The 13,471-nt window shown below is 46.4% G+C and carries 12 protein-coding genes; 5 read left to right on the top strand and 7 right to left on the bottom strand.

The window, feature by feature from the left end:
• Nucleotides 1-33 precede the first annotated feature (33 nt).
• Together pfkB and fruB are read right to left on the bottom strand one after the other, a co-directional pair.
• Nucleotides 34-981: a 1-phosphofructokinase gene (gene pfkB, locus J4N45_RS24895; protein ID WP_252015227.1), complete on the bottom strand. Its 948-nt coding sequence runs from the start codon at nt 979-981 to the stop codon at nt 34-36.
• 10 nt (nt 982-991) lie between these two features.
• Nucleotides 992-2,125 carry a fused PTS fructose transporter subunit IIA/HPr protein gene (gene fruB / locus J4N45_RS24890; protein ID WP_252015225.1) on the bottom strand — a complete coding sequence of 378 codons (1,134 nt, stop codon included), beginning with the start codon at nt 2,123-2,125 and terminating at the stop codon, nt 992-994.
• Between the two features lie 365 nt (nt 2,126-2,490).
• Between fruB and cra the strand changes: the two genes are divergently transcribed.
• Together cra and J4N45_RS24880 are read left to right on the top strand one after the other, a co-directional pair.
• Entirely contained in the window at nt 2,491-3,468 is a 978-nt protein-coding gene (gene cra / locus J4N45_RS24885) for a catabolite repressor/activator (RefSeq protein ID WP_252015223.1), read from the top strand.
• A gap of 159 nt (nt 3,469-3,627) precedes the next feature.
• The gene (locus tag J4N45_RS24880) at nt 3,628-5,310 is read left to right on the top strand and encodes a glycoside hydrolase family 9 protein (protein WP_252015221.1); all 1,683 of its coding nucleotides are present in this window, start codon (nt 3,628-3,630) and stop codon (nt 5,308-5,310) included.
• An 80-nt stretch (nt 5,311-5,390) separates the two neighbouring features.
• Here the strand turns inward: J4N45_RS24880 and J4N45_RS24875 are convergent, their stop codons facing one another.
• Both J4N45_RS24875 and J4N45_RS24870 read right to left on the bottom strand, forming a co-directional pair.
• A complete protein-coding gene (locus J4N45_RS24875) occupies nt 5,391-5,567 on the bottom strand; it encodes a hypothetical protein (RefSeq protein ID WP_252015219.1) in 177 nt (58 codons plus the stop codon).
• A 118-nt stretch (nt 5,568-5,685) separates the two neighbouring features.
• Nucleotides 5,686-7,077 (bottom strand): glycoside hydrolase family 1 protein, encoded by a 1,392-nt coding sequence (locus J4N45_RS24870; protein ID WP_252015217.1) that lies wholly within the window; start codon nt 7,075-7,077, stop codon nt 5,686-5,688.
• 219 nt (nt 7,078-7,296) lie between these two features.
• On the opposite strand from J4N45_RS24870, the gene J4N45_RS24865 reads away from it, so the two are divergent.
• On the top strand, nt 7,297-9,060 hold the full coding sequence (locus J4N45_RS24865) for an SgrR family transcriptional regulator (RefSeq protein WP_252015215.1): 1,764 nt from the start codon (nt 7,297-7,299) through the stop codon (nt 9,058-9,060).
• Between the two features lie 43 nt (nt 9,061-9,103).
• Here J4N45_RS24865 and J4N45_RS24860 read toward each other — a convergent pair whose 3' ends face one another.
• From J4N45_RS24860 to J4N45_RS24850, 3 genes are all read right to left on the bottom strand, one after another.
• Complete coding sequence (locus J4N45_RS24860) at nt 9,104-9,370, bottom strand: DUF5062 family protein (protein WP_042470062.1); 267 nt, start codon at nt 9,368-9,370, stop codon at nt 9,104-9,106.
• 175 nt (nt 9,371-9,545) lie between these two features.
• Nucleotides 9,546-9,863 (bottom strand): DUF3861 domain-containing protein, encoded by a 318-nt coding sequence (locus J4N45_RS24855; protein ID WP_252015213.1) that lies wholly within the window; start codon nt 9,861-9,863, stop codon nt 9,546-9,548.
• Nucleotides 9,864-9,890: 27 nt separating this feature from the next.
• The gene (locus J4N45_RS24850) at nt 9,891-10,397 is read right to left on the bottom strand and encodes a DUF2798 domain-containing protein (RefSeq protein WP_252015211.1); all 507 of its coding nucleotides are present in this window, start codon (nt 10,395-10,397) and stop codon (nt 9,891-9,893) included.
• Between the two features lie 99 nt (nt 10,398-10,496).
• Between J4N45_RS24850 and J4N45_RS24845 the strand changes: the two genes are divergently transcribed.
• Both J4N45_RS24845 and J4N45_RS24840 read left to right on the top strand, forming a co-directional pair.
• On the top strand, nt 10,497-10,931 hold the full coding sequence (locus tag J4N45_RS24845; RefSeq protein WP_234496453.1) for a MarR family winged helix-turn-helix transcriptional regulator: 435 nt from the start codon (nt 10,497-10,499) through the stop codon (nt 10,929-10,931).
• A 213-nt stretch (nt 10,932-11,144) separates the two neighbouring features.
• The gene (locus tag J4N45_RS24840; protein WP_252015209.1) at nt 11,145-13,376 is read left to right on the top strand and encodes a hypothetical protein; all 2,232 of its coding nucleotides are present in this window, start codon (nt 11,145-11,147) and stop codon (nt 13,374-13,376) included.
• Nucleotides 13,377-13,471: the final 95 nt, after the last annotated feature.

Raw genomic sequence — 13,471 nt, 5'->3', positions numbered from 1 at the left:
GCCACAAGAATCTAAGCCAAAGACTTAGGAAAATTAGTGGCTAAGCTTTTGTAACTCTATTTTTTGTTGTAGGGATAAAACTTCGTTCACATCCGAAACGCCCACACCAACTTGACTAACAGCCAGCGCAGACAGGGCGGTTGCGAAAGAGAGTAATTCTGTTTTTGGCTTAGATTGCATGTGTCCCCAACATAGGCCTGCAACTAAGGTGTCGCCCGCACCAACGGTGCTAACGATGGACATTCTTGGTGGCTTAGCTTGCAGCCATTCGCCGTTCTCTAGCCACAACACGCCTTCAGCGCCCATGGATACGACGATATTGGCAATGCCTTTGTCAGACAGTGACTCGGCTGCTTCAAGACATTGTTCTTGTGTCGTTAGATGGCGACCAACGAATTGGGATAGCTCTTCGTCGTTTGGTTTGATCAACCAAGGTTTAGAGTCCAGTCCTTTTGCCAGCGCATCACGGCTGCTATCGAACAAAACGCGCTTACCGTTTTCTTGAAGAAGCTCAATCCAAACTGCGCATTGCTCAGGCGTAATACCGCGAGGTAGGCTGCCTGCGAACACAAAGTAATCGTGCTCTTTCATTAACTCGTTAAGGGTTTGTTCAAACGCGTCGATAGCGTCAGTGTTGACTTCCACGCCAGGAAAGTTGATATCGCTCACGTCACCGTTCACTTCCACAAGTTTTACGTTGATGCGAGTGGAACCCGCTACTCGAACAAACCTGTCTTGTGCGCCCATGTCAGCGAACAGTTGGCAGAATAGCTCTTGGTTATCAGTACCTAGGAAGCCGGTTACTGTGACATCTGCACCGAGATCACTTAGGACTTTGGCGACGTTGACGCCTTTACCAGCGGCATGCAATGAGCCTTGATTGACCAAGCTTACTGAGCCTTTATTCAGCGTGTCTAAGCTACCTGTCAAATCCAATGCTGGGTTGAGTGTGATGGTGACGACTTTGTTTGTAACTGTCATAACCGACTCCTTAGCCTTCACCTAGGCCAGAAGCAATGGCTTTGCCAATCGCTTCCAATGCTTCAGCAGCATCAGAACCTTCAGCACTGAACTGCAGCTCGTGACCGTGTTTCACACCAAGAGCGATAACTTTCATAAGGCTTTTCGCGTTTACTGCTTTGCCATCGCCATTTAGGTTTGACACCTTGATAGACGATTCGAACTTCTTCGCTTCTGCAACCAGCATCGCGCCCGGACGAGCATGAAGACCGTGAGCATTTTTAATCTTGAATACAGCCACGTTGCCATCTTCAGAGCTCGCAGCTTGAACTTCTTCGCCCGTAAAGAAACCAAGTACTTGTTCCGCAGACAGCGAAAGCAGTTTGTCTTGCTTTTGCTTGAAGACCACTTCGGTGATTTTATTGAGCATAGGTTGGTGCGCGTTGTTACACGCTGCAAAGGCAATCAGCCCTTGTACTGGCGTACCGTCAAGGTCGCACTGATTAATCGTAGAAACAAACGCCATACCTGTACGTGTTACCGCTTTATCGCTACTAACCAGCCACAGACCTTTACCAAGGTGAGTAGGGGACTTAGTAACGAGATCAGCAACGAATTCAGCGCCTGCGCCACCGGTGTTTTTAAGTAGGCCACCAGCAACGGCTGCCATCTGAACCATGTCGCTTGCTGGGAAGTTAAGTTGGATTAACGAAGCATCGAAATCTGCTTCCAGCTGCACGTCACCGTTAAGCAGGGCGATGATGTCTTTCTCGCTCTTAGCTTGTTTTAGCTTTTGTTCTACACCTTCCGCTGAAAGGATCTTCGTTAGCTGTTTTAAGATGCCTAGGTGCTCGTCAGACTTCGCCGCGATACCAATCGCAACGTACGCCACATTGCCATCACCCCAATCTACACCGTTAGGGAAGTGATGAACGGCAACGCCAGTTTGCTCAACAAGATCTCGGGTATCGGTAGTGCCGTGAGGAATGGCGATACCATTGCCTAGAAATGTTGAGTTTTGACCTTCGCGATTTAGCATGCCATCAACGTAGCCATCTTGTACCAAGCCTTTAGAGGTTAGGTCGGCAGCGATCGCTTTGATAGCGTTAAGTTTGTTATCGGAGGATTGATTCAGTGTAATCGTGTTCGTGTCGAGTTGAAGCATAGTTGCTCACCTGTTTAATTCTATTTAAGAACCGATTCTCGTTTGCTTGACGCTTACTGCTTTAAGCTTAACTGAATCGATTCAGCAAAAATCTCAAAAAAAGTCAGCATGTCCTTTGCTGTTGTCTTGGTGGTCTTTTTTATGGAGTTGCTACTCACAAGGATGCGTAATTCTCCGCATCAGACTTAGCGCCACTCTTGTCTATGTTCACTGTCTGTCCACCATCATTATGGACCAAATTCGAAAACTGTGAACTTTGCTGAATCCTTTCAGCTTTTATACTGAACCGATTCAGCATATAATTCAATTTATCAGTTGGCTTGGAATTCATTTATATGATCCATCGCACAGAAAAGGATCGAAACATGACTCTCGACGAGATAGCGAAATTAGCTGGCGTGTCTAAAACGACCGCGAGCTATGTCATCAATGGCAAAGCTCAAAAGTATAGAATTTCTGAAAAAACACAGCGCAAAGTGATGGCGGTCGTTGAAGAACATAACTATCGACCAGACCACGCTGCGTCCTCTTTGCGAGCAGGGCAGAGCCGTTCGTTTGGTCTGATCATCCCTGACCTTGAGAACACCAGTTACGCGCGCATCGCAAAACTGCTTGAACAGAACTCTCGTAAAGCGGGTTTTCAGATACTCATTGGCTGTTCTGATGATGATCCGGACACCGAAAAGCTGGTGGCGGATGCTCTAATATCACGCCGTATCGACGCGCTGTTTGTTGCCAGTGCCATCACCGATGCTAGCGACTACTACTTGTCGATTCAGCAGCGTGGTACCCCCGTGATTGCTATTGACCGTAGTTTAGATGACGAGCACTTTAGCTGCGTGATCAGTGAAGACCACGGTGCAGCGTATGAGCTAACGCAGTCTGTTATCGATGATAAGGTCGGGAGCATTGGTTTGATTGGCGCACTACCTGAGCTAAACATATCTCGCGAACGTCAGTTGGGCTTTGAAACGGCGGTAAAGGAGAAGCAGCTTACGTCACAAGTCGCTTATGGCGATCACTTTAACAGTGACGAAGGCAAGCGTGTGCTTATGGAGTGGATAGAGCAAGGGCAACTCCCTGATGCGCTAGTTACGACGTCGTACACCTTGCTAGAAGGTGTGTTGGATGTCTTGATAGAAAAACCAGAGCTTATGGGCAAGATTAAAATTGGTACCTTTGGTGATAACCGCTTGCTCGATTTTCTGCCATTACGAGTAAACTCATTGCCTCAGCAGTTCGAGCTTATTTGTGATAGCGCCCTTGAGCTTGCTCTTAACGGTTCTGCTAAACGCTATAAACCGGGAGTTGAACTCATTCCGCGTAAGTTGAAGGTTCGATAGACCAACAGAGACAAATGAAGGCGTGTTACCCGAGCACATTGCTAAGGTAGCACGCCAAATTTTATTTCCATTTCCGTCACTTAACCGAAATCTTTCTCGATTCTTGTTCAGCAACGCCTAGACTGCTCCACAGAGGTATCTCATTAACAGGGAGTGGCTATGAAAGCTTTGGGGATTGGGCTAGCTTTGTTGACAAGTACGTCGGTATTGGCAAGCGAGCTGGTTATTAATCAGTTGGGCTTCGTGCCACAGGCTGACAAAAAAGTGTTCTGGGTCGATTATGTCGGCGATGTAAAAGCGCCAGAGTCGGTAGAACTTATTTCTGTGAGTGACCCTCGAAAACCAGTCAGTTACTCGTTCTCATACAATAGCCTTCTTCCCGACGGCCAATCTACCCTAGTGGCGGATTTCTCTTCGCTCAATGAACCAGGTTGGTACTATTTTCAAAGTGGTGAAACTAAGTCGCCACCTTTTGAAATCAAACCTAGTGTCTATCAAGATTTGCACCAAGCCCTTGTTCACGCTTTATTTCTACAACGCTCTGGTCAAGCGGTGTACTCAGCGCAAACCGGCATGGCGAGACCGCCTAGTCATATGGAAGATGGGGTCATCTTTCGTAGCGATGAGTTTAACCAAGAGGGGACAAAACTCGACGGTGCGGGCGGTTGGTATGATGCAGGAGACTTTGGGAAATACATCGCAACCGCGACAATCACGATTGCTCGAATGCTAGAAGCCTATCGGCAAGCGCCGGATTTGTATCCGCTTCAAGAGCCCAATAAGATGCCAACTATACTGAGTGAAGCACTTTATGGTATTGAGTGGATGGAAAAAATGCAGCGACAAGATGGCGCTGTTTATCGAAAGCTTTCTGGCGCTGCGTGGCCTGCGAAAATTCCACCTTGGCTAGATAATCAGGTGCGTTACGTTTACGGTGTTAGCACATCGGATACCGCTAAGTTTGCTGCGACAATGGCGTTTGCGGCTAGAACCTATCAACCGTTTGACAAAGCGCTTGCAGAACGTTTTTTGAAGGCATCAAGCTTGGCTTGGGAGTACCTGGAATCACAGCCCGAACAGTATATAGATTGGCAAAAGGAAGATGATACAGGCTCTGGGCCATATATCCTCAATCAGTATGATAAGGAAGAATCGCTCGCAACCGACCTAGACGATAGACTATGGGCTGCCGCTGAGCTTTATGTCACCACTCGAGATGAAAAGTATCTAGATTTTGCACAGCAAGCTTATGACGATCTGGTCGGACAAAGTATCGATATGCTCGATTTCTTTGAATGGAAAAATCCTGCCGTTATGGGTGTTTGGCATCTCATGTTGACCATAGATTCACCTTTTATAGACACCATGAAAAGTGACCTACGTGCGGTGGCAAATCGTTATGCGAAATTGGCTGAGCCTTCCCCATTTTTTGTTGCTAACCAACGCTTTGTATGGGGTTCCAACAAAATGGTGGCTGAGGTCGGTATCTTACTAACTTGGAGCGACCTGGTATCTGGTCGTAAGCAGCATCGCTGGCTAGTGCAGGCGCAACTCGATTACTTACTAGGAGCCAACGCGTTTAACATGAGTTACGTCACTCACTTTGGAACCTATGCCGTTCGTAATCTTCATCATCTGTATCGAATCGGGACAGGCGTCAGTCTCCCAGGTTTTCTAGTGGGAGGGCCCAACATTAAAGCACAGGCAAATGTCGCACCAAAAAATATGGGAATGCAAAGTTATGTGGATGATGAAAAGTCATATGCCGTGAATGAGTTTGCTATTGACTACAACGCAGCATTGATAGGATTGCTAGCGGTGCATAGTAGCTACTTTGACTAACATTGAAGAAAAAGACCGATGCTTACATACTAAAACGCTCACTAAAAAGTGAGCGTTTTTTTACGTGTTCTCAGATTAGATTACTGCATAGCGCAGTTGATATCTCCGAGCGCCGTACAAATTTCTTTTTCGCGCTTCGCGTCGTCTTCCATCTTAGTACCAATTTCTTGGTTGTTACGATATTCGTTTGATGGGGCACAGCCTGCTAGCACTGCTGCCAACGCCAAGCCCATTACCAATGCTACTTTCGAATTCATCGTGAACTCCTTGTTAATTTTTTCATAAATTTAACACTGAACTCGCGCCGAAACTAGAGATTTATCTTATGTTTGGCGCGATCGATGATTTCTTTACCAGTTGTAATGCAGGCGGATACTATTCTGTTAGTGATTGGCCATTGCTTGAAATGACACCTTGGTACCAGTAGAAGCTCTTTTTGCGTTTTCGCTCTAACGTGCCCGTGCCATCGTCATGACGATCGACGTAGATAAAGCCATAGCGTTTGCTCATTTCGGCAGTGGAGTTGGCGACTAGGTCAATCGGCCCCCAGCTTGTAAAACCCATAAGCTCGACACCATCTGCAACGGCTTCTCTCGCTTGAACTAAGTGATCGTTCAAATAAGCTATACGGTAGTCATCTTGTATTTCTCCATTTGCATCAAGCTCATCTCGCGCACCTAAACCGTTTTCTACAATAAACAGTGGTTTTTGGTAGCGGTCATACAAGAAGTTAAGCAGCACGCGCAGACCTTTAGAGTCGATCAGCCAGCCCCACTGACTCTTTTCTAGGTATGGATTAGGCACGCTGTCTACGATGTTACCCACTTCTTTCTGTTTTGGATCGGCACTCGCGCAGCCACTTGCGTAGTAACTGAACGAAATGAAATCGACAGAGGCGTTCGCAATGGTCTCCAAATCACCATCTTCCACAGTGAGTTCAATGCCATTCTCGCGGAAGTAGCGCAGCATGTAGCCTGGGTATTTACCGCGAGTTTGTACATCACCAAAGAACAACCACTTGTTGTTTTCGTGCATGGCGGCAATGACATCATCTGGGTTGCAGGTGTACGGGTAGTTGAGCGCTCCCAATAGCATGTTGCCGATCTTTCCATCTGGGATAATACGCTTACACGCTTGTACTGCTTTCGCATTTGCCACCAATTGATGGTGGATTGCTTGGTAGATGTCTTGCTCTGTCGCGTCTTCTTGCAGACCAACACCCGTGAATGGGGCATGCAAAGACATGTTGATCTCGTTAAATGTGAGCCAAAGTTTGACCTTGTTTTTGTAACGCTCAAACACAGTTGTCACGTAGCGCTCAAACAGGTCAATCAACCGACGATCACCCCAGCCACCATAGTTTTCGACGAGCGCGTAAGGCATTTCGTAATGCGATAGGGTTACAAATGGCGTCATATTGTATTTTGCCAGTTCGTCGAAAATGCGGTCATAGTAGGCGAGACCTGCTTCGTTTGGTTCAGCATCATCGCCATTCGGGAAGATGCGCGTCCATGCTATGGATAGTCTCAAACAGTTAAAACCCATCTCATCAAACAGAGCAATATCTTCTGGGTAGCGATTGTAGAAGTCGATCGCGATATCTTTAATGCCCGGAGTGCGCTCGTCACGCGTTTGGTGTGGGCTTAGAATACCAGAAGGCAACATATCGGACGTCGAGAGTCCTTTGCCATCAAGGGTATACGAACCTTCAACTTGGTTTGCGGCAATAGCGCCACCCCAAAGAAAATTGTCTGGAAACTGAGTCATAGAAACCTCTGGATTGATGAGATCGGTGGGCGCGCTCAGCGTATACGCGCTTGTTCAATATAGACTTAGTATCTGACTTAAATGGGAAGATAAAAAGAGCTTAGTTTTAATTATAAATTTCCCCAATAGTGAGTAAAGCGAATATTCTTAGGATTATTGACGTTAAAAGGCTAATATAAGGAAGCTGGCCATCTATTTACTTCCTTAAATTGTAAACGTATGAAAGACGAACGAGCGCTGCAATACTACGAGAGACTGTTGAGTCTTAGTTCTAAAAATCTATATGCTGAACGTTCAGTTTCGAACAATGAATACCACCTGCCTTTGGCTGATGTCGCCGATGTTTTGTTTACCACAGCACGGCATGCGAGAACTGTTCTGCAAGCTCTTCAGCAACGAGGTTGGTTAACTTGGAATCCAAAAGTTGGCAGAAACCAGCGTTCCCACCTCACGTTGCATTTTGATGCTAAAACTCTGCGCCAGCAGTTGAGTAAAGAGCTGATTGAACAGGGGCAATATGAGTCTGCTTTTTCACTGTTGCATGGCGATCAACAACAGTTTTCGCAATTACTGCAACAAACTTCCGGAACCATGGTTAGAGAAGGGCAGCTTCATATTCAGCTTACCTACCAACGTGCTTTCCAGCCTATCTTGCCACATAAGCCACTCAGAAACAGCGAGCGGTTTTTGGTTCGCCAGATCTATTCGTGTCTGACGGCGTGCGATCATGAAGGAAACGTATCACCACAGCTAGCTCATCATTGGACGGTGAACGAAAATCATACCCAGTGGCGCTTTTATTTAAGACCGAGACTGGAGTTTCACTCAGGCCTAGCGCTTACTCCAGAAGTCGTGGCGGAGCTGTTCTCTAGACTCAAATCACTACCGGAGTATGACTCCGAACTGGCTCATTTGAAGGCGGTAAATTTCGGGCATCAAACTGTCACTTTCGAGCTAGATCGTCCGGATTGCAGCTTTGATGCTTTAGTGTCGGATTTACGCTATTCGATTCAGCCCCCAAAGCAACTGGAGGGTTTAGTGGGGCGAGCCGTGGATGGATGCGGTGCATTTCGAGTCATCGAGCATTCGGATGAACGCCTGCGGTTAGAAGCGAACGATAGATTCTTCGATCTTCCTGCACTAACCGATACCGTGACAATTTGGCAGCTTGATAAAACGCCAAATGAACGGATTGAACTTGAACACTCACAGGCAGAGAGTGGTTTTGCGAAACTCGAGAATCTGAACGCTCAAGCTCACACCCAAACTCGTATCGAGAATGGATGTCTTTATTTACTCTTGAATGCCAATGAGTCTTCATACTCGCTGAGCAACTTGCAAAGAGCCTACCTTTGTAGTGTTCTCTCCCCGTATTCGATATTAGAGAACCCAGACCTCAACCCACTCTCAAGAGCCTCTATTCCCGCTCACAATATCTTGCCAAGCTGGACCAAGATCAAACGACGTGTCGCTGAAAGAGTCGCGCTCCCAGAGACACTGAGCATAGCCGTGTATAACCACCAAGTGATACTAGACTGCGCGAATGGCATCAAAGCACAGCTAGCCTTGTTAGGTGTAGAGTGCCAAATCAATGTGTATACGCTCGAGGCACTGCACAGTAAAGCGAACGAAGGAAAGCTCACAGAAGAGATCACCATCGCCAGCTTTATTGTTGATGACAACCTTCCAGTATCTGTCTATCGCTGGATGTGTTCGGACGCCGTTCTGAGACAAGGACTCGATTCACCTTGTCTGGAATGGTTAGATACACAACTTAATGAAATCAGAGAGCAACAAAGAGCAAACTCCTACCTTAAAGAGCTAGAGTCTGTTGCGACCAATCTATTAATAGAAAACAGACTCCTGCCTTTGTTCCACCACAGACAAACTTTGCGATGGGGTAGTGTGCTGCAAGGCGTAACAATAACCGATTGGTCGTGGCCTGATTTTAGGAATGTTTGGACGGAAGAAGAGTCGCGTTAGTCAGTAACGCGACCGATATACTAGATAGTTCTGATTAAAGCGGTTACTTGAGAGGGTCACCATCCGGCAGCGCACTATGCAACCAAAGCGCAAGACGCTTCTTAATATTCTGCCCATCGACTTTATCTTCTGGTAGCGGGACGATTTGGCGCACTTCCACTAAAAACAGGTACAGGGCTCTAGCTTTCATCGACTGACTTGCCGAAGGGTCGTGTATTGGATAGCCCTGCATTGCCGCCATTTTACAACCCACTTCAAGTGCCTTTTTGAACAACTTGTCTTCGTTTTCTAATTTTGCTGTCTTTGACATACATTGCCTAGATTGATTTATGGGTGAATCTAAACCCTAGCAGTAAAGTGCTGACTGCGCTGTTAACTCATTCTATTTTTGATAGAAATGACGTTACCGTTTGTAAAAATTCGACGTGTATCGAGATGATGAGAATCAATAGAAAAAAGCCCCGCGATTGCGAGGCTAGTTAGGCTTATTGACCTTTTATTTGACCTTTAATGGTCTTCTTCAGGTTCTGCATGAAGTCTTTGAAGTGTGGGAAGAAGTCTGCGAACAGTGGCTGCTTCCTGTCTTGCATCATCAAAGGGCCAAGGAGGCGGATGCTCAGACCTAAACGAGTTGCTGATTGCTCATCGAGACCGCTGCCTTGTTTCATCTTTTCGATGACATTGAACATGTCTTCGCGATCCTCGAACTTGAAAGTCAGCGTTTGCGGTTCACGCTCTGCCTTAGTGTTTACTTCTTCAATGGTAATGCGGTATTGGTTGTGTTTACTGATAAGTGATTTCATGTGGTTCTCCAAAAATTAGTAACTGAGTTAGCTTTTAAGAAACTTTTCAATCTTAGGTTTTATGGTCAGTGACATAACGATCATTATTGTTAGGCCGACTGGGAGCGCGGCGATAAAGCCGTTGAACCATCCAGTGGTAAAATCTGAAGCATCAGAAAATCCAATTGTGTTGGCAGCGGTCACGAAAGCCAAAAGTGACTCCATAACAACAGCCATGAATAAGCCAACCACCAAGTTGCGAACGTGCTCGCTTTTCTCAGGCATTAGCTTGCCGATAAGTTTGGTCATCAGCGTCATCATTCCCATACCCACGGGCATCATCACCAATGCGGCTAGGGCAAATGAAGATAACCATTGATGAACGAATGACTCACCAAGTCCGACGTTCATGTAGGTCATCACTGCGGTCAGTGATCCTCCAACTAGGCTCATCATGCTCACCATAACGAGGACTTTTAGAAGGACAGGTGTTTTCTTGTTGGTCTCTAGAGAGGCGTTTGACTCTAATGGACTAAGTGTTACTTGTGTCGTCATTTCGATTCTCCAGTCTTGAAATAGCGTTCAATTAAGTTGATAATGTCAACTATAAATCCAATGGTTGACAATGTCAACTATATTTTTAAGGGATCGTTCATGTCTGAAAACACCTCTTTGGAATCTGTCTTTCGTTTAGTTCACTCTTTAAAGCGTCAAATGACCGAACAAATCGAGCAGCTCGACTACGATATTGCACCTATGCATATGCGCGTAATGAAGATAATTACTAAAACGTCACCGTGTACGTCTATCGACATCGCCCACTACCTTGATCGAGATAAAGCTCAGGTAACACGATTGATAAATGCGCTTATTTCGCAAGGTTTGTTGGTTAAAGCTGCGAACCCTGCTGACAAGCGCAGCCACTTTTTGGAGCTTACTGAATCGGGGCAGAAAGTGATGACGAGTCTGGCGGATATTGACCGCCGAGTTTTCGAGATTATGTCTGACGGGATAAACCAGGATGAGTTGGTTGATTTCACGAAAACTGCTGAGAAGATGGCGAGAAACCTTGAACAAGGAAAGGCTTAACAACTGAGTACCGCATTCTCATTTTGAGAAAATTTGTCGTGATTTGATTCTAAGCTTGAGGCGCAAACTGTGTCTCACTTGTTGGAATCGCTTATTTTGATTAGCTTTGGAGCGGCATCAGCCTTGCACTGTATAGGTCGCTCTACAATACTTTCTCTCGCAAATTGAGAAGCAAAATGACATTTTGCCAGCTCGACGAGAAAGGACACCCGAATGAAACACATTGTGCCACTTGCCGTATTTTTCGCCTCTTTACCTCTTATCGCCGCCCAAGATCCCTCCGCTAATACCGCTATCGTTCTTCCCGGTCTTCATGAAAATGGGGTGGACTTGTCGGGCTCTGCAGTATCTTCGCAAAATGTGATTGATTGGGAAATAAACCACAGTGATCTTGTGTTCGGTTCTTATGCTGACACTGCGGATAACCAGCGAACGCAGGCCGTGGGTTACATGTACAACCAAAAGCTAGAAATGAATTCCAATTGGCTTGAACATGAACTTAGAGAGAAAGCGGAACAGCAAGGTATAGACTTCGAAGACCTGTTTTTGCACTTTGCTGAGGATACCGTGCTTGCCGAGGTGGATACAACGCACGGTGAGAATACCATTTTGAATCGTAAGCCTATGATAGTCGGCTATACCGCCAACGAGGATCACGCGGGCTTTTGGCTTTATCAAGCTCCCCCTTGGGACGCCGATGTATTCGATAACTTTGCGTCTGGAGGCGCGTTATATGTCTATCATTCTGAACCGTTTGATCGCCTAGTATTGAAGTTTTCCAAATATGCCCAAGGTGGGGAGTTTTGGGTCGAGTATCCAAGCTCGATTGATGGCAATGGTAAGGCGTTAACGTGGGAACGTTTTACTATCACCAAAGACAAAACCTTAAACATGACAAAAAACCAGAATGTGATTTGGAGCGTTCCAACGGATTGGGTGAGGGCAACAACACACGACGGTTCTGGTGCAAGCTATGGCGGTGGCCAGTACTTTGGCTCTACGTATCTGCAGGATGGTGGAAAATTATATGTCGCGCGTATTCGTTGGAGCGGGAGTGACCCGGAGCATCGTCCGCGTCTCAAAGAGGTGAAGCTCAAAAATAGCTTCCAGACACTGAAACTAACCGATGCCCCAACGGAAACCACTGACGGAAAAACGATAGAGCGCTGGCGTAAGGTGCGGGGGTTTGATGAGTCAGCAGATCTTGATGGTGATAATTACCTTTCGTGGTCTGAGTACAAAAACCGAAGTAATAAGCAGGCTACTGCACGCTTTCGTTGGGAATCTCGAGTCGTTCCATTTGGTCGAATGTGGAATCAAAACTCATCTTGGGCGCTGACTAATCTAGCCAACCCGAATTACCTTGCCTTGATGAGCGATTACTATGCGTCAACCTGGTCAGAACGAGGACTAAATGGTGCGTATAACGACGACACAAATAAGCTCCTTGGTCCGAATCAATTTCATGTTTACAGCGGTGGTCGGGTGGCAGAACTTGACGTCGTGGCAGGCTCTGAAGCAGCGGATCAGCTATATCAGAGTCAGTTCGCCAAGTTCATGCAAGAACTCTCTGTGCGCCAAAGTAATTCGCTGATAAGTGTTAACGTTGGTACTGCTAACTTATTAGGAAGAAATGGACAACAGGCATTGGCCGAAGCCGCATCACTGTATCTGCGTGAGCACTATATCTTCCCTTCAACGGGGTTTAGTGGCTACGCTGGGATTGCAAAATACTGGGATAACTCCGTATTTGCGAGCGACGGACGCAGTGTCATCTTTCAAGCGAGTACCCGATATGGACGCGTCCAGTATTTTGGTAACTCACAGGACAATTGGCAGCAAGACCAGTATGCAGCGTTGGCGATCTACTACTTAAATAGCCACCCAGAACTTAGCTTTTTTAATCAATGGAACAACGGCTATGTCTACGGAAGTGAAAACACATCATCAGACAACTTCTGGCAGTCAGGTGTGCCCAAGAACATGGCATATCAACCAAGTGCGTTATTGGCTGTGGATCTAGGTCAGCCGGCTCAGCAGATCCCAGAAGGATACGAGCCAATTCCTTTGATGCTCTCCACTGAAACTCCTTATCCAGCCGATTACACTGTTGTCGGAGACGCTTCTCAAACCTCTGTAGTACACGCAGACCTTCCAGAAGGGATAAGCCATCTCTTGCCAACCTACACCTACTTTCTGTATCAATCAGAAAGTACTGTAGTCACTGGTGGACCTGAAGATATGGTCCTTGCTAGAGAGTTTACTAAAGGCAAGGTCCTGTATCGAACCGATTTCTTTGGTAAGAGCCGCGACTTCTATCAATCAGAGCCTGTCACTGTCTATTTGGATACTCCGATGAGAGTTGTGGGTGCTGATGGTCAAGTAGGCGACTATGTTGAAGAAGTCACTATTGGCGGTTATCAAGGGCTGTTTCTCCTCTACTAACGTGAAGGATATAAAGAGGCTTATTCCAGAAAAAGGAGACTGGAACTAGTAGAGTTGCGTAGTTAGTTATGAACTAGTCATTGGTGGAGACATTG

Origin of the sequence: Vibrio sp. SCSIO 43140 (assembly GCF_023716585.1) — a bacterium.
In the GTDB taxonomy this organism is placed as follows: Bacteria; Pseudomonadota; Gammaproteobacteria; order Enterobacterales; family Vibrionaceae; genus Vibrio; species Vibrio maritimus_B.
The sequence above is the reverse complement of the archived record's forward strand: the minus strand, read 5'-3'. Positions and strand labels throughout refer to the sequence as shown.

Excerpts from the sequence above, each read along its gene's own strand:
- J4N45_RS24855 (WP_252015213.1), bottom strand. The coding sequence starts at position 9,863 with ATGAAATCACTTATCAGTAAACACAACCAATACCGCATTACCATTGAA.
- J4N45_RS24850 (WP_252015211.1), bottom strand. The coding sequence starts at position 10,397 with ATGACGACACAAGTAACACTTAGTCCATTAGAGTCAAACGCCTCTCTA.
- J4N45_RS24840 (WP_252015209.1), top strand. The coding sequence starts at position 11,145 with ATGAAACACATTGTGCCACTTGCCGTATTTTTCGCCTCTTTACCTCTT.
- cra (WP_252015223.1), top strand. The coding sequence starts at position 2,491 with ATGACTCTCGACGAGATAGCGAAATTAGCTGGCGTGTCTAAAACGACC.
- fruB (WP_252015225.1), bottom strand. The coding sequence starts at position 2,125 with ATGCTTCAACTCGACACGAACACGATTACACTGAATCAATCCTCCGAT.
- J4N45_RS24880 (WP_252015221.1), top strand. The coding sequence starts at position 3,628 with ATGAAAGCTTTGGGGATTGGGCTAGCTTTGTTGACAAGTACGTCGGTA.
- J4N45_RS24875 (WP_252015219.1), bottom strand. The coding sequence starts at position 5,567 with ATGAATTCGAAAGTAGCATTGGTAATGGGCTTGGCGTTGGCAGCAGTG.
- J4N45_RS24860 (WP_042470062.1), bottom strand. The coding sequence starts at position 9,370 with ATGTCAAAGACAGCAAAATTAGAAAACGAAGACAAGTTGTTCAAAAAG.
- J4N45_RS24865 (WP_252015215.1), top strand. The coding sequence starts at position 7,297 with ATGAAAGACGAACGAGCGCTGCAATACTACGAGAGACTGTTGAGTCTT.
- pfkB (WP_252015227.1), bottom strand. The coding sequence starts at position 981 with ATGACAGTTACAAACAAAGTCGTCACCATCACACTCAACCCAGCATTG.
- J4N45_RS24870 (WP_252015217.1), bottom strand. The coding sequence starts at position 7,077 with ATGACTCAGTTTCCAGACAATTTTCTTTGGGGTGGCGCTATTGCCGCA.
- J4N45_RS24845 (WP_234496453.1), top strand. The coding sequence starts at position 10,497 with ATGTCTGAAAACACCTCTTTGGAATCTGTCTTTCGTTTAGTTCACTCT.